The following is a 1,190-nucleotide window of genomic DNA, read 5'->3' on the forward strand; positions in this document are numbered from 1 at the left end:
TCTGGATTTCGTGCCGCAATCGGGCGGGTAAGCTCCAATCTTGACGTGCTTTGGGTAGATTACAGGGCTCTGGATTTCGTGCCGCAATCGGGCGGGTAAGCTCCAATCTTGACGTGCTTTGGGTAGATTACAGGGCTCGCTCCGACGTGATGAATTTTTTCGGCGCAGAGATGCTACGAGACCTGAAACTTCGCCCGGCCAGCTCTCCCCTCGTCCGGAATGTCAGCATAAGACGGATGATAGCACCGGGACGCTATCCGCGGATTCGGAAGAACTGGTACAAGATGCACTGTCAATTTGTGAGAGGTAACGATCGACGGGCTCCCTACGATTACTTTATGACAGCCTGCGGACCCCTTCCGGCGGAGTGCATTGCGCGATCGGAGCGAGGCGCTATGGATTATTTCGATACTGAGGGTCAATTGATCGATTCGGGCGACTTTGCCTGCGATCTCAAAGGCGGGACGGCAAGGAAATGACCCTTTCGATAGCGAAAGCGATCTACCTCTTTCTCGCGATTGGCTGGTACATAGTTCGGATTCCTCATGAGCGGCGCTCTCGTCGGACACCGATTTCCCGTTCGGCGCGAGGAGGTAAGGAGCGAATTTTGCTCTGCATTTCCTTTACCGGCCTCGGGATTTTGCCTTTCGCCTATGTAGCCTTTGGGTTCCCGCGTTTTGCAACGTACGCGTTCCAACCCTCATTGGCTTGGGCGGGAGCAGCTGCGTCAGCAGCGGCTTTGCTGCTTTTTTATCTCACTCACCGCTCCTTGGGGAGAAACTGGTCCGTCTCTCTAGACGTTCGAGAGAGCCACAAGTTAGTTACTGATGGCGTTTATACTTACGTACGCCATCCGATGTATTCAGCTTTTTGGCTATGGGCGATTGCGCAGGCCCTCCTTTTACCCAACTGGATTGCCGGCCCCGCCGGCTTGGTCGGGTTTGGTACGCTTTATTTATTTCGCGTGAGCGAGGAAGAAAAGTTGATGAATGAAGCATTCGGGCACGAGTACGCAGATTACATAAAGCGAACCGGCCGTATCATCCCACGCGTGAACCGCCCGCGCGCGCCACACTGACGAAATGACAGAAGGATGGCAAAATTGACGCCGAGTTGCCGCACCACCTGTGTCATTTGGCAACCTTAATTCGTCGTAAGACCCCCAATCGATCTTTTGCCAGTTGAAATTG

Annotated in this window: 1 protein-coding gene; it reads left to right on the plus strand. The window is 53.9% G+C overall.

The window, feature by feature from the left end:
* Nucleotides 1-475: 475 nt before the first annotated feature.
* On the plus strand, nt 476-1,078 hold the full coding sequence (locus AC1DVA_RS28480; RefSeq protein WP_476808142.1) for a protein-S-isoprenylcysteine O-methyltransferase: 603 nt from the start codon (nt 476-478) through the stop codon (nt 1,076-1,078).
* Nucleotides 1,079-1,190: the final 112 nt, after the last annotated feature.

Source organism: Allobosea sp. P4_C6 (assembly GCF_056402015.1).

Bases quoted from the DNA above. Each gene is read 5' to 3' on its own strand.
- AC1DVA_RS28480 (WP_476808142.1), top strand. From the start codon at position 476: ATGACCCTTTCGATAGCGAAAGCGATCTACCTCTTTCTCGCGATTGGC.